21 protein-coding genes are annotated in these 26,360 nt (G+C 71.4%); 13 read left to right on the top strand and 8 right to left on the bottom strand.

The features are described 5' to 3' along the window. Positions 1-118 precede the first annotated feature (118 nt). Together AB0M70_RS07185 and cutA are read right to left on the bottom strand one after the other, a co-directional pair. Entirely contained in the window at positions 119-556 is a 438-nt protein-coding gene (locus tag AB0M70_RS07185) for a gamma-glutamylcyclotransferase family protein (RefSeq protein ID WP_365817212.1), read from the bottom strand. Further along, positions 553-921 carry a divalent-cation tolerance protein CutA gene (cutA, locus tag AB0M70_RS07180; protein ID WP_365817210.1) on the bottom strand — a complete coding sequence of 123 codons (369 nt, stop codon included), beginning with the start codon at positions 919-921 and terminating at the stop codon, positions 553-555. Before cutA ends, AB0M70_RS07185 begins: the two co-directional genes overlap by 4 nt. A 154-nt stretch (positions 922-1,075) precedes the next feature. Here cutA and AB0M70_RS07175 point away from each other — a divergent pair, with 154 nt between their 5' ends. Both AB0M70_RS07175 and AB0M70_RS07170 read left to right on the top strand, forming a co-directional pair. Next, a complete protein-coding gene (locus AB0M70_RS07175; RefSeq protein WP_365817208.1) occupies positions 1,076-1,831 on the top strand; it encodes a hypothetical protein in 756 nt (251 codons plus the stop codon). Next, positions 1,828-3,129 (top strand): HAMP domain-containing sensor histidine kinase, encoded by a 1,302-nt coding sequence (locus AB0M70_RS07170; RefSeq protein WP_365817206.1) that lies wholly within the window; start codon positions 1,828-1,830, stop codon positions 3,127-3,129. Before AB0M70_RS07175 ends, AB0M70_RS07170 begins: the two co-directional genes overlap by 4 nt. A 22-nt stretch (positions 3,130-3,151) precedes the next feature. Here the strand turns inward: AB0M70_RS07170 and AB0M70_RS07165 are convergent, their stop codons facing one another. Continuing rightward, positions 3,152-3,802 carry an NAD(P)H-dependent oxidoreductase gene (locus AB0M70_RS07165; protein ID WP_365817204.1) on the bottom strand — a complete coding sequence of 217 codons (651 nt, stop codon included), beginning with the start codon at positions 3,800-3,802 and terminating at the stop codon, positions 3,152-3,154. A gap of 103 nt (positions 3,803-3,905) precedes the next feature. On the opposite strand from AB0M70_RS07165, the gene AB0M70_RS07160 reads away from it, so the two are divergent. From AB0M70_RS07160 to AB0M70_RS07150, 3 genes are all read left to right on the top strand, one after another. Next, a complete protein-coding gene (locus AB0M70_RS07160) occupies positions 3,906-4,694 on the top strand; it encodes an aminotransferase class IV family protein (protein WP_365817202.1) in 789 nt (262 codons plus the stop codon). Positions 4,695-5,005: 311 nt separating this feature from the next. Beyond that, positions 5,006-5,557, top strand: a complete 552-nt coding sequence (locus AB0M70_RS07155; RefSeq protein WP_365817200.1) for a hypothetical protein — start codon at positions 5,006-5,008, stop codon at positions 5,555-5,557. 228 nt (positions 5,558-5,785) lie between these two features. Next, positions 5,786-6,391, top strand: coding sequence for a class F sortase (locus tag AB0M70_RS07150; protein WP_365817603.1), 606 nt, complete (start codon positions 5,786-5,788; stop codon positions 6,389-6,391). A 45-nt stretch (positions 6,392-6,436) separates the two neighbouring features. Here AB0M70_RS07150 and AB0M70_RS07145 read toward each other — a convergent pair whose 3' ends face one another. The 3 genes from AB0M70_RS07145 to AB0M70_RS07135 all read right to left on the bottom strand — a co-directional run bounded on the left by AB0M70_RS07145 (position 6,437) and on the right by AB0M70_RS07135 (position 8,897). Next, the gene (locus AB0M70_RS07145; protein ID WP_365817198.1) at positions 6,437-7,219 is read right to left on the bottom strand and encodes a TSUP family transporter; all 783 of its coding nucleotides are present in this window, start codon (positions 7,217-7,219) and stop codon (positions 6,437-6,439) included. Positions 7,220-7,303: 84 nt separating this feature from the next. Continuing rightward, entirely contained in the window at positions 7,304-7,495 is a 192-nt protein-coding gene (locus tag AB0M70_RS07140; RefSeq protein ID WP_365817195.1) for a hypothetical protein, read from the bottom strand. A 37-nt stretch (positions 7,496-7,532) separates the two neighbouring features. Then, positions 7,533-8,897, bottom strand: coding sequence for a ferredoxin reductase family protein (locus AB0M70_RS07135; protein WP_365817193.1), 1,365 nt, complete (start codon positions 8,895-8,897; stop codon positions 7,533-7,535). A 330-nt stretch (positions 8,898-9,227) separates the two neighbouring features. Here AB0M70_RS07135 and AB0M70_RS07130 point away from each other — a divergent pair, with 330 nt between their 5' ends. The 8 genes from AB0M70_RS07130 (at position 9,228) to AB0M70_RS07095 (ending at position 21,526) form a co-directional block, all read left to right on the top strand. After that, positions 9,228-10,493, top strand: a complete 1,266-nt coding sequence (locus tag AB0M70_RS07130; RefSeq protein WP_365817191.1) for an FAD-dependent oxidoreductase — start codon at positions 9,228-9,230, stop codon at positions 10,491-10,493. Position 10,494: 1 nt separating this feature from the next. Further along, the gene (gene nirB, locus AB0M70_RS07125; protein WP_365817189.1) at positions 10,495-13,110 is read left to right on the top strand and encodes a nitrite reductase large subunit NirB; all 2,616 of its coding nucleotides are present in this window, start codon (positions 10,495-10,497) and stop codon (positions 13,108-13,110) included. Beyond that, on the top strand, positions 13,107-13,430 hold the full coding sequence (gene nirD / locus AB0M70_RS07120) for a nitrite reductase small subunit NirD (RefSeq protein WP_365817187.1): 324 nt from the start codon (positions 13,107-13,109) through the stop codon (positions 13,428-13,430). The genes nirB and nirD overlap by 4 nt, the downstream gene beginning before the upstream one ends. Positions 13,431-13,475: 45 nt before the next feature. After that, positions 13,476-14,060, top strand: a complete 585-nt coding sequence (locus AB0M70_RS07115) for a TetR/AcrR family transcriptional regulator (protein ID WP_365817185.1) — start codon at positions 13,476-13,478, stop codon at positions 14,058-14,060. A gap of 78 nt (positions 14,061-14,138) precedes the next feature. Beyond that, entirely contained in the window at positions 14,139-14,915 is a 777-nt protein-coding gene (locus tag AB0M70_RS07110; protein ID WP_365817183.1) for an SDR family oxidoreductase, read from the top strand. Positions 14,916-15,023: 108 nt separating this feature from the next. Then, positions 15,024-15,965: an oxidoreductase gene (locus AB0M70_RS07105; protein WP_365817181.1), complete on the top strand. Its 942-nt coding sequence runs from the start codon at positions 15,024-15,026 to the stop codon at positions 15,963-15,965. A 532-nt stretch (positions 15,966-16,497) separates the two neighbouring features. Continuing rightward, on the top strand, positions 16,498-20,961 hold the full coding sequence (locus AB0M70_RS07100; protein WP_365817179.1) for an RHS repeat-associated core domain-containing protein: 4,464 nt from the start codon (positions 16,498-16,500) through the stop codon (positions 20,959-20,961). A 10-nt stretch (positions 20,962-20,971) separates the two neighbouring features. Continuing rightward, positions 20,972-21,526: a hypothetical protein gene (locus tag AB0M70_RS07095; RefSeq protein WP_365817177.1), complete on the top strand. Its 555-nt coding sequence runs from the start codon at positions 20,972-20,974 to the stop codon at positions 21,524-21,526. 138 nt (positions 21,527-21,664) lie between these two features. On the opposite strand, the gene ppdK is transcribed toward AB0M70_RS07095, so the two are convergent. Both ppdK and dusB read right to left on the bottom strand, forming a co-directional pair. Next, a complete protein-coding gene (gene ppdK / locus AB0M70_RS07090) occupies positions 21,665-24,358 on the bottom strand; it encodes a pyruvate, phosphate dikinase (protein ID WP_365817601.1) in 2,694 nt (897 codons plus the stop codon). Positions 24,359-24,940: 582 nt separating this feature from the next. Next, complete coding sequence (dusB, locus tag AB0M70_RS07085) at positions 24,941-26,071, bottom strand: tRNA dihydrouridine synthase DusB (protein WP_363208591.1); 1,131 nt, start codon at positions 26,069-26,071, stop codon at positions 24,941-24,943. Positions 26,072-26,360: the final 289 nt, after the last annotated feature.

Below are 26,360 nucleotides of genomic sequence, written 5' to 3'. Positions count from 1 at the left end.
CCCACAGCGACAACCCTTGGTGATCATGCGCTTCGCGTGGGTCGCTCGCACGGGTGATTCAGTCCACCAGATCGAGTTGCAGGCGTTTGAGCTGCACAAAGTGCGTTACCGCCGCGCCTCAGCGGCCGGACCGGAACGACACCCAGTCCCCTCCCCCGATCACCGCCCCCGACGCCCTCAGCCGCGCCGCCACTCGCGGCGCCGCCACGTACACCCACGCGTTCGCCGGAGCCCCGTCCAGGAGGATCACCTCGCGCTCCACGCGCTCGTAGAGGTTGCGGGGGTCGCCGGGCGCGTACTCCTCCAGTACGTCGAGGGCGGCGAGGAGCCGGTCGTACGCGGAAGGGGTCGCCGTGATCAACTCGCCGTAGACAGGACCGCCTTCGGGGCCTTCCACCAGGTACGGATAGCCGGGGCCCTCGTAGAGAACCGCCCCCGGGAGCCGGGCCGGCCGCTCCGTCTCGATGCCGCCGCGCAGATGGACGTCGTGGTTGCGCTCCCCCGGCCGCAGCGTCCCGTACACGAAGAACGGCAGCCGGCCGCCCTCCCGCGTCATCCGGTGGTCTCCCGCACCACCCACTCCAGGTAGGCCGCGCTCCCCCGCACGACCGGCGTCGCGATGATCTCTGGGGTGTCGTAGTCGTGGGCCTCGGTCAGCCAGGTCTCCAGGGCCTCGTAGCGTGCGGCGGCCGTCTTGAACAGGATCTGCCACTCGCGGGCGGTCTCGACGGCGCCCTCCCACCGGTAGACGGAGGTGACGGGCCCGACGATCTGCGCGCACGCGGCGACCCTGGCGGCCACCGCACCGCTCGCGAGGTCCTCCGCCTTCTGTGCGGTGTCGGTCGTGGTCAGCACGGTGAGGACCGTTGCCCGGCCGGAGCCGGACTCCGCCCCGGAGCCGGTTTCGTACGTCGACGTCATGCGTCGATTCTCCCCGGGGCGGCCACCGGCCGATGCCGATGGGGCCACCGGCCAGGCCGAAGGTCCCGAATCCCGCGTTTCCACCCCGCATGCCCCTGTCTGTTACACAATCTCCCGGATTCCGTGACGCGTGCTTCCTACCGTCGACGGAGCCATGAACCTTTCCCGCGCCCACCGCCGCCGCCTCCTGCGCCGTGCCGCCGTCCTCACCGCCACGGCGGCCGTCGTGCTGGCCGGATGCGGCAGCGTGGACGGGCTCGACGCCGGTGAGCCCGCGCCGTCCGTGTCCGTGCAGCCGCGCCCCCAGCCCCTCTGGCCCGCCTGGTCGAGCACGTCACCCGAGGCGCCCGGCGCCGACACCGCCACCCACCAGCCGCCGCCACAAGCCCTGGAGGAGCTGCCGAAGCTGGGCAAGGACGGGCTGCGCACGCAGGACTTCCGCGAAATCCTGCGGGCCGACCCGCGGATGAAGCCGCTCGCCGACCGCAGCGAGATCGACCGCCCCGGGCAGGCCGGACTGCGGCCGCCGCTCCTGACGGACCTGACCGGCGACGGGCGCCCCGAGCTGCTCGTGGCCGCCGACACGGAGAGCGGCCGCAGCGTCCTGTCCGTCTACGAGGAGCGCGACGGGCGCGTCTACCCGGTCCTGTTCACCTCCGGGAGGCGCGTGAGCATCGAGACGCTCGGCAAGGATCTGCTGGTGCGCAGCTCGTGCGCGGACGGCGGCCAGCAGGCCGTGCGGTTCCACTGGGACGGCGTGCGGATGTCGACGGTGAGCGACACCAAGAACTACGAGAGCGACGCCAAGGACCACAAGAACGACGACGCCGGTTCCGACGGCTCCCCGGCGCCGACGCCCAGCCCGACGCCCACTCCGGAGCCCTCGCGCGGCACGGGCGGGCCGAGGTGAGAGGCATCGGCCGGCGCACCCGCGCCGCGCTCAACGCCCTCGGTCTGCGCTGGAAGATCGCCGCGCTGCTCGCGCTCGGCTGCGCGGTCGTGGCCGTCGCCATCGGGGTCCTCGTCCACCAGGCGCGACTCGAACAGGTCTCCGAGAACGCCAGGTCGGGGGCGACCGCGCAGCTCGTGCGGGTGCGTCAGCTGTACGAGCTGACGGGGCAGGTCGACACCGCCGGGGACGCCCGTACGGACGCCGCCCTCGACGCGCCCGACCTGCCGGCGTCGCTGCGGGCCGCCGCGCTGGACGGGCGGCGGACCACGTATCTCGACATGGGCGCCGAGCACCCCGTCGTGTGGGCGGCGCGCCCCGTGGGCGGCCATGTGCTCTCGGTGCGCGAGGCGCTGACCGAACAGGCCGCAGAGATGGCGGAGTTCGACCGGCAGCTCCTTGTTTCGGGGGTCGTCGTCGTCATCCTCGCGGCCCTTGGCGGCGCCGCGCTCGCCAGCCGCCTCAGCCGCGAGCTGCGGACCGCGGCGGCCACCGCGCGCCGCATCAGCGAGGGCGATCTGGACGCCCGTATCGACCATCCGCGTGTGCCGGGCAGCCGGCCGGGCAAGGACGAGGTGGCCGAACTGGCCGCCGCCGTCGACACGATGGCGGCGTCCCTGCAGCAGCGGCTCGAGGCCGAGCAGCGCTTCACCGCCGACGTCGCCCATGAGCTGCGCACGCCGCTGACCGGCCTGCACACGGCGGCCGAACTGCTGCCGCAGAGCCGCCCCACGGAGCTGGTGCGCGACCGGGTGCTCGCCCTGCGCACCCTCACCGAGGACCTGCTCGAAGTGGCGCGGCTCGACGCGGAGATGGAACGCCCCGACCTGGGCACGCATCCGCTGCGCGCGCTCACGGAGGGCATCGTGCAGCGGTCGGGATGTGCGGTGCGGTTCGCGACGACAGCAGAGAGCGGAGCAGACGGCTCGGGCGACACGCTCGTCCGTACCGACGCGCGCCGTCTGGAGCGGATCATCGCCAACCTCGTCGCCAACGCCCGCAGGCACGGTGCCGGGCCGGTCGACGTGCGGGTGGCCGGGCCCGTGGTCACGGTCAGCGACCACGGCCCCGGCTTCCCCGAGCATCTCCTCAAGGACGGCCCGCGGCGCTTCCAGACCGGTGCCCGCGAGCGCGGCCAGGGCACGGGCCTGGGCCTGACCATCGCGTTCGGCCAGGCCCAGGCGATCGGCGCGCGGGTGGAGCTGCGCAACGCGGAGAGCGGCGGCGCGGTGGCGACGGTGCGCCTGCCGGAGGCCTGACCTCGCGCGACCCCGCGCACCCTCAATTGCCGTACGGCCGGGCCTCCTTGGCGCTGCGGAGGGCCCACGCCCACCAGTGGAGCTGGTCGAGCATCGACTTGGCGGCGGCGTTCGCGGCCGTCGGGTCCTTGTGGGTGCCGTCGTCGGCGAAGAGGCCGCCCGCGTTGTGGAAGGAGACGGTGTCGCGAATCGTCATGGTGTGCAGTTCGGCGAAGACCGGGCGCAGGTGCTCGACCGCGCGCAGGCCGCCGGAGAGCCCGCCGTACGAGACGAAGGCGAGGGGCTTGGCCTGCCACTCGGCGTTGTGCCAGTCGATGAGGCTCTTGAGGGAGGCGGGGTAGGAGTGGTTGTACTCGGGGGTGAGGACGACGAAGGCGTCGGCGGCGGCCAGCTTCGGCGTGACCTTGCCGAGTTCGGCGAGGGTCTCGGGTGACGGGTTGTAGGAGAGCGCGGTCGGCAGGTGGGAGTCGGCCAGGTCGATGACGTCCACCTCGAAGTCCGCCCGCTCCCCGATCCGCGCGAGCAGCCAGTCGGCGACGATCGGCCCGAAGCGGCCCTCGCGGTTGCTCCCGATGATCACGGCGACGCGCAGGGGTGCGGCGGACGCGCCGGAGAAGGTCGCGGTGGACGTGGCGGTGGACGTGGAATCAGCGGTACGCGTGTTCTGGGTCATGAGAGGAGCCTCGTTGCTCAACCTAGGTTGAGGTCAAGCGGGACTGTCGGGGAGTTTCTCGGGGGGCGTCGGCCACTGGCGAAGGCGTCGTACGGTGGCGGCCATGACGACGACTCAGCCGCCCCTGCACCGCATCGAGATCGACGGGCGGGACGTCACCGCGGACCGGCTGTTGTGGGCCGCGCTCGGTGGCGTGGGGCACTTCACCGCGATGCAGGTCAGGAATGGCGCGACGCGCGGACTCGGGCTGCATCTGGAGCGGCTCGACGCGGCCACCCGCGAGCTGTTCGACCGGGAGCTGGGCGCCGAGCACGTGCGCGGGCTCATCCGGCACGTGCTCCGCGACGACATCACCGACGCCTCCGTACGCGTCCACGTCCACGCACCCGACGGCGAGCCGTCCGTGACGGTCACCGTCCGGGCGCCGGGCGAGATGTCCCGGAGCCCGCAGGCCCTGCGGTCCGTCCCCTACCAGCGGCCCTTCCCGCACATCAAGCACATCGGCGGCTTCGGCCAGGCCCGCCACGGGGAGCTCGCCCGGCGCGCGGGCTTCGACGACGCGCTGCTCACCGGCCCCGACGGCACCATCAGCGAGGGCGCCGTCACGAACATCGGCTTCCACGACGGCACCGGGGTCGTCTGGCCCGACGCCCCTTGCCTGAAAGGCATCACCATGCAGCTGCTCGAAGCACGCCTCCGGGCCGCCGGAATCCCCACGCGCCGGGCCCCTGTCACGCTCGCCGGCCTCTCCTCGTACGCGGCCGCCTTCGTCACCAACGCGCGCGGCATCGCGCCGGTGCGGCGGATCGACGACACCGGTTTCGCGGTCGACGAGAAGCTGATGACGACACTGGCGGAGCTCTACGCCGACGTTCCCTGGGACGCCGTCTGAGGCGGGATCAGGTCGGCCTGCGCCGAGCCGAGCCGAGGTCGCTCAGAGGCATCCGGTCAGCCCTGGGGTCACCCATTCACAGGCGCCCCGCGCCCCCTTCGGACACTGCTCGGCGACACGCCGAGTGACCTGCTGGAATGTTCCCGCCGAAGGGTCGGAAGCCGCTCCGCCACACAGTTTCTGACAGCTGCTCAGGAGGCGTGCGCCGCCGAGTGCCACTTACCTCGGTACAGCGGGGTTCGACCGACGCAGCGGCACTTGGAGGTGCCGCGGGCCGTGCCCTCTGATGGCCCCTCGGAGGAGCAAGCACGATGCGCAAAGCCCGCCTGCTGACCACTGCCGCGCTCGCCGTCGCATCGGCGGCCCTGCTGGCACCCCCCGCCGCGGCCGCCGCGCGCGACGCGGGGGGCGGCCTCGAGGTCCACCCGTCCACCGTCATGCCGGGCTCCACGGTCACCGTGGACACCACCGCCTGCGGCAGCGACGGGACCGCCACGGGCGACGCGAGCGCGGTCGGCGCCGGCACCTTCACGCTCGCCCCGGACACGCAGAAGGAGAACGCGACCGGCACGTTCGAGGTGCCGCCGTCGGCCCAGCCCGGCACCTACGAGATCGCCGCGCAGTGCTCGGGATCCGGCGCGGACGGCAAGCAGGTGGCGGGCGACCTGGTCGTGACGATCACCTCCACCGCCGCCGCCCGCGACGAGCAGCAGGTGGCCCCGAAGGGCCATGTGAAGACGGGGGTCGGCGGCGCTCTCGGCCCCGACCCCGTGCAGACCGCGGCGGGAGTGGCGGCGCTCGCCGTCGCCGCCGCGGGCGGTACCTGGCTCCTGCATCGCCGGGCGAGAGGCGACAGGATCTGACGGACACCCTCCGCTGTCCACCGGTACCGCCAGCCCCCTCCCTCTCCGGGTCCACCGGTCCCTCGTGGATCCGGAGGGGGATGCGGGGACCGGCCTCCCCGAACCCTGAGGGGGACGAGTCGATTGACGCGCAGGAAGAATCCCGGCAGGAAGCAGCCCGGGGGCAAGCACCCCGGCGGGAAACAGCCCGGCAGAAGGCAGCCCGGCGGGAAGGCCGTCAACTCCGCCATAGGCGCGGTCACCGTGCTTGCCCTGTGCTCCGGCGCGTGGCTGCTGCACAACGGCACGGAGTCCCATCCCCCGCCGCAGCCGTCCGCCGAGCAGGCCGCTTCGGCCCACCCCCGGTCCGGCGACGCCCCGGGTGCCGCGGCGCTGCCCCCGTCCCCGCCCGACCGGATCCGGATTCCCTCTCTCCGGATCGACGCGCCCCTCATGGGGCTCGGCCTGACGCCACAGGGCAGCCTCGACGTACCGCCGCCGAAGAAGACGAATCTCGCGGGCTGGTACGAGTCGGGGACCACGCCGGGCGAGACCGGCACCGCCGTCGTGGCGGGGCACGTCGACAACGCGGACGGCCCGTCCGTCTTCTACGACCTGGGCGGTCTGACCCGGGGCCGCACCATCGAGATCGAACGCAGGGACGGCAGCGTCGCGGTGTTCACCGTCGACGCGAACGAGGTCTACGACGCGAAGAAGTTCCCGGACGCCAAGGTGTACGGGGCGGCGGACCGGCCGGAGCTGCGGGTGATCACGTGCGGCGGCGGCTACTCGAAGAAGACGGGGTACGAGGGCAACGTCGTGGTGTTCGCGCACCTGACGGGCGTGCGTCGCTGATCCGCGACCGGCCGCGGGGTGCGGCCGGCCCCGCCCCGGGCATTGCTACGCGAACCACTGCTCGTACGCCATCTTCGCCACGAGCCCGAACACGGTGGTGAGCAGCACGATCCGTACGAAGCCACTGCCCTTCTTCAGGGCGGTGTGCGCCCCGAACATGCCGCCCGCGAGGTTGAAGACGGCCATCAGCGCGGCCAGCTGCCACAGGACCGCGCCCTGCCAGGCGAACATCGCGAGGGCGCCCGCGTTGGTACAGCAGTTGACGATCTTGGCGGTGGCGGAGGCGGACACCAGGTCGAGGTGGAGCACGGCGGTCAGCGCGAGCACCAGGAAAGTGCCGGTGCCGGGCCCGATGAGGCCGTCGTAGAACCCGATGCCGAGGCCCGCGAGGCCGATGGCGGCGAGGATGCGCTTCGGCGAGGCGGGGCGCGCGGAGGGCGCGGTGCCGAAGGCGGGCCTGAAGATGACGAAGGCGCCGACGCCGAGCAGCACCACCATGATCACGGGCTTCAGCACCTCGGTGCTCATGCCGGCGGCGAAGAAGGCGCCGCCCATGGATCCCGCGAGCGCGGCCAGGCCGATCCGCACGGCGGTGGGCACGTCGACCGGCGTCTTCCTGACGTAGGTCACCGCGGCACCGGTCGTCCCGACGATGGCCACGGCCTTGTTCGTCCCGAGGGCGTGCGCGGCCGGGGTCCCGGCCGGCAGGCCGAGGAGCAGGGCGGGCAGCAGGAGGAGCCCGCCGCCGCCCACCACCGCGTCGATCCAGCCGGCCGCGAGTGCGGCGACACAGAAGACGACGACGGTGGTCAGAGATATGTCGGGCATGATCGCGACCTTATGGAGGGGCTGATCACGCCGTCCATGAAAAGAGGGAGAGTTGAGGGACTTCAGAGGTTTCGTTGCCCCTCATCAGGGCGCCGCCTGAGGTGCGGGGACGCCCGCCGGGGCGCGGTCGGGGGCCGGTGGCCCCGCCGGGTCGACCGTGAGGGCGAGCACGGTGGCGACCAGCGCGCTCGCTCCGGCGAGGCCCGCCGCCAGTCTGCGGCGCGCCTGCGGGGTGGGGCTCAGGGCCGGGCCCACGGGTTTGCGGTGACGTCCCACGTCAGCCCCTCTCCAGGGTTCAAGAAACCTATGACTCTCAGAAGGTGAAGCACTCGGCGTGGATGCGCTCCTGGGGCACTCCGGCCCGTACGAGCGACACGGTGGCCGATGCGGCCATTCCGGGCGGCCCGCACAGGTAGACGTCGTGCTCGGCGAGGTCCGGGATCAGGTTGCGCAGGGCCTGCGGGGCGAGCGGATCGAACGAGGCGTCGGACCGGCCGAGCAGATAGTGCAGCCCCGCTCCCCTGCTCCGGGCGATCGCCTCCAGCTCCGCCCGCAGCACGAGCTGCTCCGCGCTGCCCGCCCGGTAGAGGAGCGTGAGGTCCCCGGGCCCGCCGGGCAGCGTCTCGAACAGCGCCCGCATCGGGGTGATCCCCACCCCGCCCGCGAGCAGCAGCACCTTCCGCCGCGTACGCCGGTGGGCGGTCAGCGCCCCGAAGGGCCCGGTGGCGAGGACCCGCGTCCCGGGCTTCAGGCGCCGCATCCGCCGCGTGTGGTCGCCGAGGGCCTTCACGGTGATCCGGAGGGTGTCGTCGCGCACGGGCGCGGACAGCGAGAACGGCAGCGCGGTGCGCCAGAGCCTGCGCCGCAGGAAGCGCCAGCGGAAGAACTGCCCGGGTTCGGCGCGCAGTTCGTCGAGCCCGATGCCCTGCATCACGACCGACACGACACCGGGTCCTTCGTCGCGTACGTCGATGACGCGCAGGCTGTGCCGCAGCGCCTGGCGCACGGGCACGACGACGCGGTACCAGACGAGGAGTACGGCCACCGTGGCGTGCAGCATCGACCAGAGCCACACCGTCAGGATGCTGCCCGCCACGTCGGGCCCCGCGAGCTGGTGCACGAAGCCGAGCGCCACGCCGAGGTAGGTCAGCAGGTGCACGGCCCGCCAGGTCTCGTGCGGGACGCGGCGCCGCATCGCACGCGCCGAGGTGACACCGACGGCGACGAGCAGGGACGTGCCGACGGCGGCGAGGGCGAGGCCCGGGTAGCCGAGCAGGTCGAGGCCGGCGCTGAGGAGGTCGGTGCCGGCGTGGGCGGCGTATCCGCACAGGGCGAGCAGGGCGTGGGCCAGACACAGGGTGAGGACGTGGCGGCCGCCCCGGGCGTGCAGCCGGGCGAGCCGGTCGGCGCCGACCCCGTGCTCGACCGGGGGGACGCGGGCCATCAGGAAGAGCATGACGAGGACGCCGTACCCGGCGAGCAGGCCGGTGAGGTGGGCGCCGGTCGCGAAGAGCACGTCGAGCCGGGCCGAGGGTTCGACCTGCACGGCCCAGAGCGCGGTGACGGCGAGCGCCGTGCCGAGGATCCCGTTGCGCAGGGCAGCGGGGGTGACGCGAATCGGCGGAACGGACGGCGCGGGGTGCGCGTCGGGTCGGGTTGCGGTCACGTCGATGGTCACGGCCGCAGACTAGACACAGGGCGACCGGAAAAACGCCTGGTCAGCCGCACACGGCTGATCCTTAAGGCCCCCTTGAGGATGGCCTCAACGAGGGTTAAGTCCTGTTCGTTCACAAGGCGTCTACGGGGCAATCGGGCGGGTGGGCGGGAAGGCCTGTTCGTCCAGGATCGGATGCGGGGTGAACGGGCGGGTGGGCGGGAAGGGCTTGTTCGGCCAGAGCAGGACGCGGGGCACCCTCACACCCCACCCCGGCCCCCGCTGAGCGCAGCGTTCCCGCAGGGAAACAGTCAGGATGCCGCCGGGTAACACCGCCCCCGCACGCTGCCGTACATGACCTCATCGACCCCGAGCCCCGCGCCCCCCGTGGTGGTGATCGGCGGCGGCCTCGCCGGCGTCCGCCTCGCTCAGCGGTTCGGGGGCTCCGGCGACGGAACCCGCGCCGTCACCCTCATCGGGGAGGAGCCGCACGCACCGTACAACCGCGTGCTCCTCGCCGACGTCCTCTCCGGGCGCCTCGGCGCCGGGGTCATCGGCCTCCCGCCCGTCCCCGGTGAGTTCCTCCGCACCCGCGCCGTCCGCGTCGACCGCGAGGACCGGGTCGTGCACTGCGCGGACGGCAGCGTCGTCCCGTACGGCACGCTCGTCCTCGCGACCGGCTCGAACCCCGTGCTCCCACCCCTGCGCGGCCTCTTCGAGCCCGGCGCCACCGAACTGCCGCGCGGCGTGCACGCCTTCCGCACGATGGCGGACTGTCTCGCCCTGTCCGAGGCCGTGCGGCCGGACCCAGGCACCCGCGTCGTCGTCATCGGCGGCGGCCTCCTCGGCGTATCGGCCGCTCGCGCGCTGGCCGTGCGCGGTGCCCAGGTCGTCCTCACCCAGCAGGGCGACCGCCTCATGGAGCGCCAGCTCGACCCCGCCGCGAGCGCGCTCGTGCACCAGCACCTCACCGACCTCGGGGTGGAGGTGCACACCGAGTGCCGCGTGCGCGGCGTACGGCAGTCCGACGGCGCCGTCCGATCCGTGGAGCTCGCCGACGGCTACGTACTCGGCACCGACGTCACCGTCCTCGCCTGCGGCGTCCGCCCCCGCACGGGGCTCGCGCAGGCCGCGGGCCTCGACGTGCGCCGCGGCATCGTCGTCGACGACGAGCTGCGCACCTCCGACCCGCACATCCGCGCCATCGGCGACTGCGCCGAGCACTCCGGCGAGACCCGCTGCCTCGCGGCGCCCGCGCTGGAACAGGCCGACGCCCTGGCGGACGCCCTGCTCTCCCCCCGGGACGCGCGCCCCTACTCCGGCACCCGCGCCCTCACCCGCCTCACCCTGCACAACGGACGCCCCGGTTCCGCTCCCCTGGACCTGGCGGCCTTCGGTGACCCCGAGCACCGGCCCGACGACGACGTCGTCCAGCTCGCTGACGCCACCCGTGGCACGTACCGCAAGGTCGTCGTGCGCGGTGACCGGCTCGTCGGCGGCGTTTTGCTCGGCGAGCTGACCGCCGTCGGCGCGCTCGCCCGCGCCTGGGAGGCCGACGACCCGCTGCCCGACGACGGCAGCCCCCTGCTCCACCTGCTCACCCACGACGGAGGCCTCTGAGATGCCCACGGACACCCCCAGCCCCCGACACGGCGCGCACGACAACACCATCGTCCTTGTCGGGCACGGCATGGTCGGCCAGCGCTTCCTCGAGGCCATCGCCGCCCGCGGCCTCACCGACCACCACCGCGTGGTCGTCCTGTGCGAGGAGCCGCGGCCCGCCTACGACCGCGTCCAGCTCACCTCGTACTTCGCGGGCCGCACGCCCGACGAACTCTCCCTCACGGACCCGGAGTTCATCGAGAAGCACGGCATCGAGCTGTACGTCGGCGACCCGGCCGAGACCGTCGACCGCGAGGCGAAGACCGTCACGGCACGCTCGGGGCAGACCTTCGCCTACGACACCCTCGTCCTCGCGACCGGCTCCTTCCCCTTCGTGCCGCCGGTGCCGGGCAAGGACACCACGGGCTGTTTCGTCTACCGCACCATCGAGGACCTGCTCGCCATCGAGGAGTACGCGAAGACGTACGCCACGACCGGCGTCGTCGTCGGCGGCGGGCTGCTCGGCCTGGAGGCGGCGGGCGCACTGCGCGGGCTCGGACTCGACACGCACGTGGTCGAGTTCGCGCCGCGCCTGATGCCCGTGCAGGTCGACGAAGGGGGCGGCGCCGCGCTCCTGCGCACCATCACCGGCATGGGCCTGACCGTGCACACGGGCGTCGGCACGCAGGAGATCGTCGGCACGGAGGGCGCCGTCAGCGGGATGAAGCTGTCGGACGGCAGTGAACTCGCCACCGATCTGGTCGTGTTCTCGGCCGGTGTCCGGCCCCGCGACCAGCTCGCCCGCGACTGCGGTCTTCCGGTGGGCGAGCGCGGCGGCATCACCGTCGACGAGCAGTGCCGCACCAGCGACCCGGCCGTGTACGCGATCGGCGAGTGCGCCCTGGCGTCGGACGGCCGGGTCTACGGCCTGGTCGCGCCGGGCTACGAGATGGCCGAGACGGTCGCCGCCTCGATCGCCGCGGAGGAGTCGAGCTTCACCGGCGCCGACCTGTCCACCAAGCTGAAGCTCCTCGGCGTGGACGTCGCGTCCTTCGGCGACGCGCACGGCGCGACCCCGGACTGCCTGGACGTCGTCTACTCCGACTCGCGCTCGGGCACGTACAAGAAGCTGGTCATCGGCGCGGGCGGCGAGCTCCTCGGCGGCGTCCTGGTCGGTGACGCGGAGGCGTACGGCGTGCTGCGGCCGATGACCGGCAGCGTGCCGCCGGTCTCACCGGAGCAACTGGTGCTTCCCGCGGGCGCGGGCGGCCCGGTGGCGCTCGGCCCGTCCTCGCTGCCGGACTCGGCGGTCATCTGCTCCTGCCACAACGTCACCAAGGGCTCCATCCGCGGCGCCGTCACCGAGCACAACTGCACGACCGTGCCCGAGGTGAAGAAGTGCACCAAGGCCGGTACGGGCTGCGGCAGTTGCGTGAAGGTGCTCGGCCAGCTCGTCAACGACGAGCTGGAGGCGTCGGGCGTCGAGGTCGACAAGGGCCTGTGCGGCTGCTTCGCCCAGACGCGCCAGGAGCTGTACGAGATCGTCCACACCCTGGGGATCACCTCCTACCGGCGGCTCCTGGACTCCCACGGCCGCGAGTCCGCCCGTGGCACGGAGGGCTGCGAGACCTGCAAGCCGACGGTCGGCTCGATCATCGCCTCGCTGGCCCCGACGATCGGCGCCGACGGCTACGTCCTCGAAGGCGAGCAGGCATCCCTCCAGGACACGAACGACCACTTCCTCGCCAACCTCCAGAAGAACGGCTCCTATTCGGTCGTGCCGCGTATTCCGGGAGGGGAGATCACCCCGGACAAGCTGATCGTGATTGGCGAGGTGGCACGGGACTTCGGGCTCTACACGAAGATCACCGGCGGCCAGCGCATCGACATGTTCGGCGCACGTGTCGAGCAACTGCCGCTGATCTGGACGCGGTTGGTGGACGCCGGCTTCGAGTCGGGCCACGCGTACGGCAAGTCCCTGCGGACGGTGAAGTCCTGCGTCGGACAGACCTGGTGCCGCTACGGCGTGCAGGACTCGGTCCGCATGGCCATCGACCTGGAGCTGCGCTACCGGGGCCTGCGCTCCCCGCACAAGCTGAAGTCGGCCGTCTCGGGCTGCGCCCGCGAGTGCGCGGAGGCCCAGTCCAAGGACTTCGGGGTGATCGCCACATCGAGCGGCTGGAACCTGTACGTGGGCGGCAACGGCGGCGCGACACCCCGCCACGCGGACCTGCTCGCGCAGGATCTGTCCGACGCCGAACTGGTGCGCCTCATCGACCGGTTCCTGATGTTCTACATCCGTACGGCCGACCGCCTGGAGCGCACCTCGACCTGGCTGGAGCGGATCGAGGGCGGCCTGGACCACGTACGGGACGTCGTCGTCCATGACTCGCTCGGTCTCTGCGACGAGCTGGAGGCCCTGATGGCCGACCATGTCGCGCACTACCGCGACGAGTGGTCCGAGACCATCAACGACCCCGAGCGGCTCGCACGGTTCGTGTCCTTCGTGAACGCGCCCGACGTCCCGGACCCGACCGTGAGCTTCGTACCGGAACGGGACCAGATCAAGCCGGACCTGCCGCTGCTCTCCATCGGCTCCCGCCCCCGCGACCTGGAAGGTGCTGCATCCCGATGAGCATTCAACTCCGCCTGGACGACGACTGGTTCGAGGTCTGCGACCGCGCACAGCTCCAGCCGGGCCGCGGCATCGCCGCGCTGCTCCCCGACGGCCGCCAGGCCGCGCTCTTCCTCGACCGCGCGGGCCGCGCGTACGCGATCGACAACCGTGACCCGTTCACGGGGGCCGCGGTGCTCTCGCGCGGCCTGATCGGCGCGGCGGCGGGCCGGCCGTTCGTCGCGTCACCGCTTCTGAAGCAGCGGTTCGACCTGGAGACGGGGCGGTGCCTGGACGACGACTCGGTGACGGTCCAGACGCACCGGGTCCGTCTTGCCTAACAGATTTACTTGACCAAGCGTTCCAGACAGCCCTAGTCTCCCCTCGTGGCCAGGACCAAGGAATTCGATCCGGACGCCGCGCTCCAGTCGGCCCTAGAGCTGTTCTGGCGGCGCGGCTACGAGGCGACGTCGATGGCCGACCTCGTCGAAGAGCTGGGCATCGGCCGCGCCAGCCTCTACGCGACCTTCGGCAACAAGCACGACCTGTACCTGAAGGCGCTGGAGCGGTACGCCGAGTCCCAGAACCCGCGGCTGCTCGCGGAGCTCTCGCAGCCCGGCCCCGCACTGCCCGCCGTCCGCTCGGTGGTCCGCCGCTTCGGGGCTGAGGCGGCCTCCGAAACGGACCGCCTGAACGGCTGTTTCATCACCAACACCGCGGCCGAGCTCGGCCCGCACGACGAGGCGGCGTCCCGCCGCGTCGAGCGCAGCTGGGAGCACATGGAGACGCTGCTGCACTCCGCGCTCGTCCGCGCCCAGGCGCAGGGCGAACTCCCCGAGGGCCGCGACCCGCTCGCCCTCGCGCGCATGCTGCTGACCCTGATGCAAGGGGTGCGCGTGGTCGGCAAGGCCTCGAAGGACCCGGCGCGGGTGCGGGACGCGACGGAACAAGCACTGACCCTGCTCGACTGAGCCCCGTTTCCTCGATCTCCCTGGCCTCTTTTTTTATGCCCTGATACTGAACCGATCGTTCAAGAAAAGAGCTGTGACATGACTTCAGGACCGCGCACCCGCTTCGCCGACCGCACCGCCCTCGTCACCGGCGGCGGCTCCGGCCTCGGCCGTGCCATGGCACTCGCCTTCGCCGCCGAGGGCGCGAACGTCGTCGTCGCCGGGCGCACCGAAGGTCCCCTCAAGGAGACCGTGGGCCTCATAGAGGACGCGGGCGGCACGGCGCTCGCCGTCCCGGCCGACGTATCGCGCTCCGAGGACCTCGCGGCGCTCGTCGCTGCCACCGTCGAGCGGTTCGGCTCGCTGGACGTGGCCGTCAACAACGCGGGCGTCCTGCGTGCCGGGCAGCCGGTCGCGGAGCTGTCCGAGGAGGACTGGCGCACGATGCTCGACATCAACGTCACCGGCGTACTGCTCGCGCTCCAGGCCGAGGTGCGGCAGATGCGTGCGCAGCCCGGCGGCGGGGCGATCGTCAACATCTCCTCCAACCTCGGCGCCCACACCAGCCTGCCGGGCACCATCGGCTACGGCGTCACCAAGGCCGCCGTCTCCGCGCTGACCAAGGGCGCCGCGATCGAGCACATCGGCGACGGGGTGCGGATCAACGCGGTGAGCCCCGGCGCGTCCGACACCACCATGTCGCTGCGTCCGGGCGAGAGCGAGGCCGGGCGAGCGGAGCGGATGAAGAGCGCGACGCCGCTCGGCCGCGTCTCCTCGACCGCGGAGGTCGCGGCCGCCGTGCTGTACCTCGCCTCGGACGAATCGGCGTCGGTGGTGGGCGCGGACCTGGTGATCGACGGGGGCGCCGCGGCCTGACTCGCCACCCTCCCCGCACTCTCTGCCCTCCCTGCCTCGGGCTCGCACCCCTACTCTCGGGTAAGGCGTGCGCCCAAGCAGAGAGCAGAGAGCCGAGGGAGCTGTGTCATGACGGGCTGGAACGCGAGCGACATCCCCGACCAGAGCGGCCGCAGCGCCGTGGTCACCGGCGCCAACAGCGGCATCGGCTATGTCACCGCACGCGAACTCGCCCGTCGTGGCGCGCGCGTGGTGCTCGCCTGCCGCAGCGAAGAGCGGGGGACGCGGGCACTGGTCCGACTGCGCTCCGAAGTGCCGTCGGCACAGGCGGAGTTCAGGCGTCTGGACCTGGGCGACCTGGGTTCCGTACGGGAGTTCGCGGAGTCGTACGACCGTGACGACGCGAACGGCGGCGGACTCGACCTCCTCGTCAACAACGCGGGCGTGATGGCGCTGCCCTACCGGCAGACGGCGGACGGCTTCGAGACGCAGTTCGGGGTCAACCACCTGGGCCACTTCGCGCTCACCGGCCTCCTCCTGCCCCGGCTCCTGCGGACACCGGGGGCCCGGGTCGTCACCGTGTCCAGCGCCGTCCACGTACTGGCGAACATCGACATGGGCGACCTCAACAGCGAGCGCGACTACCGGCGTTGGATCGCCTACGCCCGCTCCAAGACGGCGAACCTCCTCTTCGTCCACGAGCTGGCACGACGCCTCGCGGCCGCGGGCTCCGGCGTCGTGGCCGCGGCGGCACACCCCGGTTACGCGCAGACGAACCTCCAGGCGACGGCGCCCAGGATGGAGGGCCGCAAGGTCGTGGAGCGCGTGATGTGGCTCGGCAACCGCGTCGCGGCCCAGCCCGCGGCGAAGGGCGCGCTGCCGACCCTGTACGCGGCCACGGCACCGGCGGTCCGCCCCGACTCGTTCACCGGGCCCCGGGTACTGGGCTGGCAGGGCGCACCGGCACGGTCCTGGCGAGCGAAGTGGACCCTGAACGACACGGCGTCGGAACGCCTCTGGGAGGCGTCGGAGGGACTCACGGGGGTGCGGTACACCGCGCTGAAAGGGTGAGACGGCGCGCCCGATCAGCCCCACCGCTCACCCCGGGCACACGGAGGGGGCGCACTTCGTGGTGCGCACACCCAGTGCTCGGCCGCATATGCCTCCTCGCTGCGTCCATCGGCGCCGGTTCGACGGAAGTGATGCGGTAAGGCCTTGGCCACCGCGAGCCGGCCGGGGCACGGGGAGACTGGACGGAGTCGACATGGTGGAGCACGGCGGGCGCAGGAGCACTGCCGGGCCGGCGCAGGACCCGGCGGATCTGGCGTACCGCGCAATGCTGGCCCACGCGTTGAACTGCACCCGCTGCCAGTGCAACTGGCGCGAATGCCCCACACGGCGCGCCCTGGCGATCATGCTGCGCGAGGCACGCCGCTGACGCCCGAAGCGGCGGTATCTGCGCACGCCAGATGGCCCGCTTGACCGGATAACGTTGCCCGAGCACTGCCAGATGAGCTTCTGGTGCGTCTCAGGACGTACGTGTGTGACGTAACGGGGGAATGTTTCGGTGTCGAACCGTCCAGCGGATTGGCATGTCCTTGACTTGGACAAGGACCCAACGCCCGGTGATCCGGACCGGGTCCGGAACCTGGCGAAGAACTTGCACGACTTCGCCGACGACGTATCCAAGGTGCTGCGGGACATCAAGGGGATGGCGGGCGAGGACGCGATCCTCACCTGGGCGGGCAAGACCGCGGAGTCCTTCACGGCAGAGTTCGAGGACGCCCCGGGCAAGCTGAAGAAGCTCAAGAAGAGCTACGAAATGGCCGGCGACGCCCTCTCCGCCTACTGGCCCGAACTGGAACGCTCCCAGGCCCTGGCCGACAAGGCCCTGGCCCAGGGCCGTGAAGCGCAGACCAGCCTCTCCGCCGCCCAGTCCCGCCTGACCTCCGCCGACTCCTGGATGGAGCGTGCGGGCAAGGAAGCCGACAAGTACAAGGACGACAAGGACAGCGGGAAAGACGTCCCCAAACCCGACCCGGACAAGGTCAAGGCCGCCACCCGCAACGCCGACTCCGCCGAGAAGGCCCAGACGGCGGCCAAGTCGGACGTCTCCGCCGCGAAGAGCCACCTGGACGCGGCGAAGAAGATGGCCGAGGACGCGCGTAAGATGCGTGAGAACGCGGCCGGGACGGCGAAGAAGAAGCTCGAAGAGGCCTCGGACGCGGGCATCCAGAACCGTAAGTGGTGGGAGGAAGTCGGCGACTGGGTCACCGACAACTGGGACACCATCGTCGCCGTCTGCAAGGTCGTCGTCGCCGTCCTCGGCGTCATCGCGATGATCATCGGCGGACCCATCCTCGCCGCGATCGTCCTCGTGGCTGCCCTCGTCGTACTCGCCGACACCCTCCATAAATACGCGAATGGGGAAGCCGGGCTGCTCGACGTCGCCTTCGCCGCCCTGGACTGCATCCCCGGCATGAAGGCGCTCACCAGCCTCCGCGGCCTCGCCGGAGCGGCCAAGGGGCTCAAGTCCGCGGCCCGCGGACTGCGCTCCGGGGCCGGGGGACTCCGCAAGGCCCTCTCGGGCGGTATGAAGAAGGTGGCGGGCAAGGGCAAGCCGGCCAAGGGCCGTTGCAAGAACGGTGACCCCATCGACATGGTCTCCGGCGAGATGCTCATGGAGCAGACCGACATCGCCCTGCCGGGCCTGCTCCCGCTCGTCCTCCACCGCACGCACCTGTCCACGTACCGCTGGGGCCACTGGTACGGCGACTCATGGGCCTCGACGCTGGACGAGCGGGTCGAGATCGACGACGAAGGTCTGATCTACGTCACCGAGGACGGCCAGCTGCTGTCCTACCCCCACCCCTCCCCCGGCGCCGAACCGCTGCTCCCCGCCCACGGCCCCCGCTGGCCGCTGACCGTCGACGCCTCTGGCACGGTCACGGTCGCGGACCCGCAGACCGGCCGCGTCCGCCGCTTCCTGCCGGTCACGCCCGACGGCAAGACGGAGGCGTCAGACACAACGGCCACGACGACTACGACCCTGCCGCTGCGAGCCATCACCGACCGCAACGGCAACCGCATCGACATCGACCGCGACCCCACCGGCGCCCCCACGGCGATCCGCCATACCGGCGGCTACCACCTGGCGGTGGACACCGACGACCACCGCATCACCGCGCTGCGACTGCTCACCCCCGGCACCGGCACGGCCACCGAGACCGGCAGCACGCTGGTGACCGCGTACGGCTACGACGAGGTCGGCAATCTGGCCGAGGTCCACGACTCGGCCGCGCTGAGGCTGCGCCTCGACTACGACGACCGGGCCCGCGTCACGTCCTGGACCGACAGCAACCAGACCTGGTACCGCTTCACCTACGACGACGAAGACCGCTGCGTACGCGGCCAGAGCACCGCGGGCCACCTGTCCTGCACCGTCGAGTACCGCGGCGACGAGCAGGAGACCCGCTACACCGACGCCCTCGGCGAGACCACCGTCTACCGCTACAACGACCTCAGCCAGCTCCTGTCCGAGACGGACCCGCTGGGCGGCACCGTCCACACCGAGTGGAACAGCCGGAACGACCTGCTCGTCCGCACCGACGCGCTGGGGCACCGCACGGAGAACACCTGGGACGAGCACGGCAACCTGATCGCGACCCGGGGTCCGGACGGCACGTACGCCAGGGCGGAGTACGACGACCTCCACCTGCTGGTCGAGATCGTCGGCCCGGACGGCGCCGTCCAGCGCCAGACATGGGACGAGCGCGGCAACCGCACCAGCATGACCGCCCCCGACGGCACGACGCATCACTTCACCCACGACGCCACCGGAGCCGTGTCCACCGTCACGGACCCCCTCGGCCACACCACCGAGCTGCGCAGCAACGCGGCGGGCCTGCCGCTGGAAGTCACCGACCCGCTGGGCGCGGTGACCCGCTACGCCCTCGACGCCTTCGGCCGCCCGACCGCGATCACGGACCCGACGGGCGCGACCACACGCCTGGAGTGGACGGTGGAGGGCAAGCTGGCGCGGCGTACCGAGGCGGACGGCTCGACGGAGTCGTGGACGTACGACGGCGAGGGCAACTGCGTCTCGCACACGGACGCGATGGGCGCGGTCTCGACCCACGAGTACACGCACTTCGACCTGATCGCGGCCCGCACGGGCCCCGACGGCGCCCGCATCGAGTTCGAGCACGACACCCAGCTCCAGCTCCGCAGGGTCACCAACCCGCAGGGGCTGACGTGGAGTTACGCGTACGACCCGGCGGGCCGCCTGGTGGCGGAGACGGACTTCGACGACCGCACCCTGACGTACACGCATGACGCCGCGGGCCAGTTGGTGTCCCGTACGACGGCCATGGGCGACGTGATCACCTTCGAACGGGACGCGCTGGGCCGGACGGTCACGCAGAACGTGGCGGGCTCCGCGATCACGCGCTACACGTACGACGCGACAGGCGCCCTCACCAAGGCGGTGGGCCCGGACGTGACCCTGACGCTGACGCGGGACAGGGCGGGCCGTCTCCTGGCGGAAACGGTCAACGGCCGCACGCTGGCCCACACCTACGACGCACTGGGCCGCCGCACCGGCCGCACCACACCGTCCGGCGCGACGAGCACCTGGGCGTACGACGCGGCCGGCCGTTGCACCGAACTGACCGCGTCCGGCGGCAGGCTCGCGTTCACGCACGACGGGGCGGGCCGGGAACTCACCCGCACGGTGGGCGAGGCCCTGACGCTGACGAACGGGTACGACGTCGTGGGCCGCCTGACGCAACAGGAACTGACGGGTCCCGGCCGCAGGCACATCCAGCGGCGTACGTACACCTACCGTGCCGACGACCATCTGACCGGCGTGGAGGACCAGCTGGGCGGCGCGCGGCGCTTCGACCTGGACGCGGCAGGCCGCGTCACGGCGGTCCAGGCGGCGGGCTGGACGGAGACCTACGCCTATGACAAGGCGGGCAACCAGACCGACGCCTCCTGGCCGGCCCCCATGCCGGGCCAGGAGGCCACCGGCGCACGCACCTACACCGGCACCCGCATCACCGCGGCGGGCAACGTCCGCTACGAACACGACGCGGCGGGCCGCACCACCCTGCGCCAGAAGACCCGCCTGTCCCGCAAGCCCGACACCTGGCGCTACACCTGGGACGCGGAGGACCGCCTCACCTCCGTGGTGACCCCCGACGGCACACGGTGGCGCTACCTCTACGACCCGCTGGGCCGCCGCGTGTCCAAGCAGCGCATGACGGAACAGGGGGTGGCGGAGCAGGTCGTGGCGGAACAGACCGACTTCACCTGGGACGACATGACTCTCTGCGAACAGACGAGCCACGCCCCGGGCGCACCGGAATCGGTGACCCTCACATGGGACCATGACGGACTGTGCCCCCTGGCCCAGACCGAGCGCAAACACCTCACCGACGAGGAGGTGGACGCCCGTTTCTACGCCATCGTCACGGACCTCGTCGGCACCCCGACCGAACTCCTCGACGAACAGGGCGACATCGCCTGGCGCACCCGGACCACCCTCTGGGGCACCACGGTCTGGAACCGGGGCGCCACCGCCTACACACCCCTGCGCTTCCCCGGCCAGTACTACGACCCCGAGACGGGGCTGCACTACAACTACTTCCGGCACTACGACCCCGAGAGCGCCCGCTACCTCACCCCCGACCCGATCGGCCTGGCCGGTGGCTTCGCGCCGCACAACTACGTCCCGAACCCGTTCATGTGGATCGACCCGCTCGGCCTCTCCCTCCTCGACGTCAGCAAGAACGGCGTGAAGATCGTCGTGCACGAGTACGACGTCGACAAGCCGGCGCACGCTCACGTCACCGGTGGCGGAGGCCGCGAGGTCAGGATCGGCCCGAACGGCAAACCCCTCCACAACCAGCCGGAGCTCTCGAGCAAGCAGCGGCAGGCGGTGGAGCACTTCAAGCCGCAGATCAGGACCGCCGTCAGGAAGCTCGGCAAGCGAAGCCAGGCGGAGGAGCGGGCTGCGAAGGAGCAGCGCGAGGCCGCCGAGGCCGCCAAGAAACCCTGCAAGTAGGGATGAAGCGATGACATTGCATTCCGATGTGGCCCAGTTGCTGGCGGAGGCCGGGATCGTCGACGTGGACGTCGACGAGGCCGTCGCGGACGACCACGCCCGAACGTCCGCGTACCTCCGCGTCGTCTCGGTGATCGCTGACTCGCCGAGCCGCGACCGGGACCGCGCGCTCGTGGCCACGATCCTGCGCGACCCCGACGCGAGCGGGGCCAAGACGGCGGTGGTCGCCCTCGTGGACAGGATCGCGTGGAAGGTGAGCGGTCCTGCCGAGTTCCGCCAGTGGTCGGACGAACTGCTGCCGGAGATCGACCGGCTCCCCGTGGACGGCTTCCGCGACTTCATCCGCCGCCGCATCCAGGACTGGCAGTTCTACCTGTCCGTCAAGGACGGTCACGTGCCGACACCGGACGAGCTGGCGGAGGTCACGGACTGGATGCAGCGCTACCTGGCCGAGGGGTCGACGTCGCCTGCGGTACTCGCCGTGGTCGCCGAGTCGGCCCGCACCAAGAAGACGCGGAACATCGCGAAGAACCGGGCCAACAGCCGCGAGCCGAGAACGGACTGAGTTCGAGCGTGGCATGCCGAAGGGGCAGCTCCCCCGCACAGGGAACTGCCCCTTCGTGGTGAACCGGGACCGACACCGCATCGGTGAGGGTCGGGGACACGGCGTCGGTCCCGGAGTTCTACCGGTGGCCCGTCAGGACTACCGGTGGTCGCTGCCCGCCGACTCGGAGGCGGCGCGGCCTGCCTCCAGGCGGGCCACCGGGATACGGAACGGGGAGCAGGAGACGTAGTCCAGGCCCACCTCGTGGAAGAAGTGGACGGACTCCGGGTCGCCGCCGTGCTCGCCGCAGACGCCGAGCTTCAGGTCCGGGCGGGTGGCGCGGCCCGCGGCCACGGCGTCCCGCACCAGCTTGCCCACGCCGTCCTTGTCGATGGTCTCGAAGGGCGAGACCCCGAAGATGCCCTTCTCCAGGTACGCCGTGAAGAAGCTCGCCTCCACGTCGTCGCGCGAGAAGCCCCAGACCGTCTGCGTGAGGTCGTTCGTGCCGAAGGAGAAGAACTCGGCGGCCTCCGCGATCTGGTCCGCCGTGAGCGCGGCACGCGGCAGCTCGATCATCGTGCCGAGCGCCAGCTTCAGGGCCACGCCGGTCGTCGCCTCGACCTCCGCGATGACCTGCTCGGCCTCCTCGCGGACGATCTCCAGCTCCTGGACGGTGCCGACGAGCGGAATCATGATCTCCGCGCGCGGGTCGCCCTTGGCGTTCTTGCGCTCGGCCGCGGCCTCGGCGATGGCCCGTACCTGCATGGTGAACAGGCCGGGGATCACGAGACCCAGGCGTACGCCGCGCAGGCCCAGCATCGGGTTCTGCTCGTGCAGGCGGTGCACGGCCTGGAGGAGGCGCAGGTCGTTCTCGTTGGAGTCCTTGCGGGACTCGGCGAGGGCGACGCGGACGGACAGCTCGGTGATGTCCGGCAGGAACTCGTGCAGCGGCGGGTCCAGGAGGCGGACGGTGACCGGAAGGCCGTCCATCGCCTCGAAGAGCTCCACGAAGTCGCGCTTCTGGAGCGGCAGGAGCTCCTTGAGGGCTTCCTCGCGCTCGCCGTCCGCGTCAGCGAGGATCAGCCGCTCGACCATCTCGCGGCGCTCGCCGAGGAACATGTGCTCGGTGCGGCACAGGCCGATGCCCTGGGCGCCGAAGCGGCGGGCACGCAGCGCGTCTTCCGCGTTGTCGGCGTTGGCCCGGACGCGGAGGCGGCGTACTCGGTCCGCGTACGCCATGATGCGGTGCACGGCGCCGACCAGCTCGTCCGCGTCGTCGGCACCGGCGTGCATGCGGCCCTCGAAGTACTCGACGACCGGCGACGGCACGACGGGCACCTCACCGGCGTAGACCTTGCCGGTCGAGCCGTCGATCGAGACGACGTCGCCCTCTTCGACGACCACACCGCCGGGGGCCGTCAGGCGGCGCCGCTTGGTGTCGACCTCGATCTCCTCGGCGCCGCAGACACAGGTCTTGCCCATGCCGCGGGCGACGACGGCCGCGTGCGAGGTCTTGCCGCCGCGGGAGGTGAGGATGCCCTCGGCCGCGATCATGCCGTCGAGGTCGTCCGGGTTGGTCTCACGGCGGATGAGGATGACCTTCTCGCCCGAACGCGACCACTTGATGGCCGTGTACGAGTCGAAGACCGCCTTGCCGACCGCGGCACCGGGTGACGCGGCGATGCCCCGGCCGAGCTGCTCGACCTTCGCGGTGTCGTCGAAGCGCGGGAACATCAGCTGGGCGAGCTGGGCGCCGTTGACGCGCTGCAGCGCCTCGGCCTCGTCGATCAGGCCCTGGTCGACGAGCTGCGTCGCGATGCGGAAGGCGGCACCCGCGGTGCGCTTGCCGACGCGGGTCTGCAGCATCCACAGCTGGCCGCGCTCGATGGTGAACTCGATGTCGCAGAGGTCCTTGTAGTGCGTCTCAAGGGTCTCCATGATCTGCATGAGCTGGTCGTACGACTTCTTGTCGATCTGCTCGAGCTCCGCGAGCGGGACGGTGTTGCGGATGCCCGCCACCACGTCCTCGCCCTGCGCGTTCTGCAGGTAGTCGCCGTACACGCCCTGGTGGCCGCTGGCCGGGTCGCGGGTGAACGCGACGCCCGTGCCGGAGTCCGGGCCGAGGTTGCCGAAGACCATCGAGCAGATGTTGACCGCGGTGCCCAGGTCGCCGGGGATGCGCTCCTGGCGGCGGTAGAGCTTGGCGCGGTCGGTGTTCCACGACTCGAAGACCGAGCGGATGGCGAGGTCCATCTGCTCGCGCGGGTCCTGCGGGAAGTCGCGCCCGGCCTCGGTCTTGACGATCTTCTTGAACTTCGTGACCAGCTTCTTCAGGTCCGCGGCCTCCAGGTCGGTGTCGACCGTGACCTTCTTGGCGGCCTTGGCGGCCTCCAGGGCGTCCTCGAAGAGCTCGCCGTCCACGTCCATGACGGTCTTGCCGAACATCTGGATGAGGCGGCGGTAGGAGTCCCACGCGAAGCGGTCGTCGCCGGACTGCTTGGCGAGACCGGTCACCGACTTGTCGGAGAGCCCGATGTTCAGGACGGTGTCCATCATCCCGGGCATCGAGAACTTGGCGCCCGAGCGGACCGAGACGAGCAGCGGGTCGTTGGCCTGACCGAGCTTCTTGCCCATCGTCTTCTCGAGGGCGTCGAGGTGCGCGCTCACCTCGTCGCGCAGCTCGGCCGGCTCCTCGCCGCTGGCGAGGTAGGTCTTGCAGGCCTCAGTGGTGATCGTGAAGCCCGGAGGGACGGGCAGCCCGAGGTTGGTCATCTCGGCGAGGTTCGCGCCCTTCCCGCCGAGAAGGTCCTTGAGGTTCCTGTTGCCCTCGGTGAAGTCGTAAACGAACTTCACCGCCGCATCGCTCGCGTCGCTCGCGTCGTTCGCGTCGTTCTGCGCTACGTGGGGATCTTTGTTTTCCGACACGGGTCTCGACTCCTCGAGGACTCGGTGGCTGCCCTGACGGCGAGGAACATACCCAGATCGAAGGCGCATGGGTACGTCCACTTGTGCGTCATGCGGCCGTAACCACCCGTCCGCCAGTAGATCGAAAGTGACTCAGCGGTAGCTGGACGGACGATCATTCGTTCAACTCTTGAAGACGCAACCCCCGTAGACCCCGGGTTTCGCTCATGTGAGCGGCTTATTCTCAGATGTGAGTTCATCTCATGAATGATCGAGCAGTGGCACTGAGTGCCACCCCTTGGAGAAGTGCAGTCACCCTGAAACCGCTCATCTGAGCGCAAGACCTATCAGGGGTGGCGAGAATCACGCCGTTTGAGGCGGCCCGATGTCAGTATCCGGACGCGTGACGAGACGATTGGCGCGCCGGTCAGAGGCCGCGTACGCGCCGAGCAGGGCAGGGTGCAGCGCTGGGGTGGCAGCGGCACCCTGGCCACGAAAGGTGTTCAGGCCAAATCCCGCACGTGCGGCGGTTCAGCCGCCCGACGTGTCCAGTTCCGCGTCCTCGCTGATGCCCGCGCAGTCGTAGGGGTCCTTCAGCCAGCCGTCCGGCAGGACGACGCGGTTGTTGCCCGACGTGCGGCCGCGCGGGCCGTCCGCGCCCGTCGGCCAGGCCTGGTCGAGGTCCAGCTCGCCGAGCCCGTCCTCCAGTTCGGCGAGGGACGAGGTGATCGCGAGACGCTTGCGCATCTCCGAGCCGACCGCGAAGCCCTTCAGGTACCAGGCCACGTGCTTGCGGAAGTCGATGACACCGCGCGCCTCGTCGCCGATCCACTCGCCGAGCAGGGTCGCGTGCCGCAGCATGACCTTGGAGACTTCGCGCAGGTCAGGAGCCTTGGGCGCGCCCGTGCCCTCGAAGGCGGCGACCAGGTCGGCGAAGAGCCAGGGGCGGCCGAGGCAGCCGCGGCCCACGACGACTCCGTCGCAGCCGGTCTCCTTCATCATCCGCACCGCGTCGTCGGCGGACCAGATGTCGCCGTTACCGAGCACCGGGATCTCGGGGACGTGCTCCTTGAGGCGGGCGATGGCGTCCCAGTCGGCGGTGCCGCCGTAGTGCTGGGCGGCGGTGCGGCCGTGCAGGGCGATCGCCGTGACGCCCTCCTCGACGGCGATGCGGCCCGCGTCCAGGAAGGTGATGTGCTCGTCGTTGATGCCCTTGCGCATCTTCATCGTGACGGGCAGGTCACCTGCCCCCGCGACCGCCTCGCGGAGGATCGCGCGAAGGAGCGGCCTCTTGTACGGGAGCGCGGAGCCGCCGCCCTTGCGGGTGACCTTGGGGACGGGGCAGCCGAAGTTCAGGTCGATGTGATCGGCGAGGTTCTCCTCGGCGATCATGCGGACCGCCTTGCCGACCGTCGCCGGGTCGACGCCGTACAGCTGGATGGACCGGGGCTTCTCGGTCTCGTCGAAGTGGATCAGCTGCATGGTCTTCTCGTTGCGCTCGACCAGCGCCCGAGTGGTGATCATCTCGCTGACGAAGAGGCCCTTGCCGCCGCTGAACTCCCGGCACAGCGTCCTGAACGGCGCGTTCGTGATGCCCGCCATGGGGGCGAGCACGACGGGCGGCCGCACGGCGTGCGGGCCGATCTGAAGCTGGGGCTCCATGGCGCGGGGATCCTCCGGTGCGAGCGGTTCTATGGCGAGGGCAGACCTCCTATTGTCCCCCATCCGCGGGCGTGCCCTTGCGCCCGCCTTTGCCGGGCGGTGCGTCTCTCTGGCCCCGGGGCCCTGCAGGGCGCGGGCCGCCGTCCCGGTGCGGGTCCGCTGTGCTTGCTCGCGCAGTTCCCCGCGCCCCTGCAGGGCGCCTCCGGCCGGCCGCATTCCTGGTGCGGGCCCGTCGTGGTTGCTCGCGCCGTTCCTCGCGCCCCTTACGGGGCGCCCCCGGCGGCCCTGG

It is taken from the genome of Streptomyces sp. NPDC051214 (assembly GCF_040682375.1).
Taxonomy (GTDB): Bacteria; Actinomycetota; Actinomycetes; order Streptomycetales; family Streptomycetaceae; genus Streptomyces.
This window is presented reverse-complemented; position numbering and strand designations above follow the sequence as displayed.

Bases quoted from the DNA above. Each gene is read 5' to 3' on its own strand.
- AB0M70_RS07185 (WP_365817212.1), bottom strand. From the start codon at position 556: ATGACGCGGGAGGGCGGCCGGCTGCCGTTCTTCGTGTACGGGACGCTG.
- cutA (WP_365817210.1), bottom strand. From the start codon at position 921: ATGACGTCGACGTACGAAACCGGCTCCGGGGCGGAGTCCGGCTCCGGC.
- AB0M70_RS07175 (WP_365817208.1), top strand. From the start codon at position 1,076: ATGAACCTTTCCCGCGCCCACCGCCGCCGCCTCCTGCGCCGTGCCGCC.
- AB0M70_RS07165 (WP_365817204.1), bottom strand. From the start codon at position 3,802: ATGACCCAGAACACGCGTACCGCTGATTCCACGTCCACCGCCACGTCC.
- AB0M70_RS07160 (WP_365817202.1), top strand. From the start codon at position 3,906: ATGACGACGACTCAGCCGCCCCTGCACCGCATCGAGATCGACGGGCGG.
- AB0M70_RS07155 (WP_365817200.1), top strand. From the start codon at position 5,006: ATGCGCAAAGCCCGCCTGCTGACCACTGCCGCGCTCGCCGTCGCATCG.
- AB0M70_RS07145 (WP_365817198.1), bottom strand. From the start codon at position 7,219: ATGCCCGACATATCTCTGACCACCGTCGTCGTCTTCTGTGTCGCCGCA.
- AB0M70_RS07130 (WP_365817191.1), top strand. From the start codon at position 9,228: ATGACCTCATCGACCCCGAGCCCCGCGCCCCCCGTGGTGGTGATCGGC.
- nirB (WP_365817189.1), top strand. From the start codon at position 10,495: ATGCCCACGGACACCCCCAGCCCCCGACACGGCGCGCACGACAACACC.
- nirD (WP_365817187.1), top strand. From the start codon at position 13,107: ATGAGCATTCAACTCCGCCTGGACGACGACTGGTTCGAGGTCTGCGAC.
- AB0M70_RS07110 (WP_365817183.1), top strand. From the start codon at position 14,139: ATGACTTCAGGACCGCGCACCCGCTTCGCCGACCGCACCGCCCTCGTC.
- AB0M70_RS07105 (WP_365817181.1), top strand. From the start codon at position 15,024: ATGACGGGCTGGAACGCGAGCGACATCCCCGACCAGAGCGGCCGCAGC.
- AB0M70_RS07095 (WP_365817177.1), top strand. From the start codon at position 20,972: ATGACATTGCATTCCGATGTGGCCCAGTTGCTGGCGGAGGCCGGGATC.
- dusB (WP_363208591.1), bottom strand. From the start codon at position 26,071: ATGGAGCCCCAGCTTCAGATCGGCCCGCACGCCGTGCGGCCGCCCGTC.